General features: G+C 44.4%; 2 tRNA genes and 2 rRNA genes. All 4 read left to right on the forward strand.

What is annotated here, in order from left to right:
* Positions 1-170 (forward strand): 16S ribosomal RNA (locus tag ACVBIO_RS21550); the annotation flags it as partial.
* A 74-nt stretch (positions 171-244) separates the two neighbouring features.
* A tRNA-Ile gene (locus tag ACVBIO_RS21555) sits at positions 245-321 on the forward strand.
* 65 nt (positions 322-386) lie between these two features.
* Positions 387-462: transfer RNA gene (locus tag ACVBIO_RS21560), tRNA-Ala, on the forward strand.
* Between the two features lie 374 nt (positions 463-836).
* Positions 837-1,084, forward strand: a 23S ribosomal RNA gene (locus ACVBIO_RS21565); the annotation flags it as partial.

Genomic DNA, 1,084 nt, shown 5'->3' on the forward strand with positions numbered 1-1,084 from the left:
GAATACGTTCCCGGGCCTTGTACACACCGCCCGTCACACCATGGGAGTGGGCTGCACCAGAAGTAGATAGCTTAACCTTCGGGAGGGCGTTTACCACGGTGTGGTTCATGACTGGGGTGAAGTCGTAACAAGGTAGCCCTAGGGGAACCTGGGGCTGGATCACCTCCTTACCTATACGACTAACTTAATAGTTGTTGAGTGTTCACACAGATATGCTTGTCGTAAAGAAAGAGCAAATTACGTTGGGTCTGTAGCTCAGCTGGTTAGAGCGCACCCCTGATAAGGGTGAGGTCGGTGGTTCAAGTCCACTCTGACCCACCAAAATCTTTGTTTTCTCCTAAACAAGGGTTTTGTATTAACGTAAATTTGTTTGACTGCATGTAAATGGGGCTATAGCTCAGCTGGGAGAGCGCCTGCCTTGCACGCAGGAGGTCTGCGGTTCGATCCCGCATAGCTCCACCATTTACTTACTTTTTTGCTGAAATTGTAAGCTCATGCACTGGTTAGAGATGCCAAAGATAAATGCAGAATTTATCTTTGGCTTTTTTAAGCCCGCTCTTTAAAAATTTGGAAAGCTGATAGTGTTAATCTGAAAGGGATAACGACTACGATTTATCGTGTTGTTATTTATAGGATTAGCGCGAAATTAAAAAATTGAGTTCTAAAAACACTTAACATTAAGTGTCTTGGCTTACTGCTTCACATTTATTTGTGAGGGATTGAGTAAAAAATTCTAATTTTGGCGAAAGTAGAAACCATTAGTTACAGTACGGCTGTGTTGAGCTTACCCGCTCAAGACAACGAGTACGTCTCATAGAGACTTATTTGGGTTGTATGGTTAAGTGACTAAGCGTATATGGTGGATGCCTTGGCAGTCAGAGGCGATGAAGGACGTAGTAACTTGCGAAAAGCGTTGGCGAGCTAGTAACAAGCATTTGAGCTAACGATGTCCGAATGGGGAAACCCACTAGCATAAGCTAGTATCATTAACTGAATACATAGGTTAATGAGGCGAACCCGGGGAACTGAAACATCTAAGTACCCGGAGGAAAAGAAATCAACCGAGATTCCCCTAGTAGCGGCG

The sequence above is a fragment of the Shewanella sp. 0m-8 genome (genome assembly GCF_052977265.1).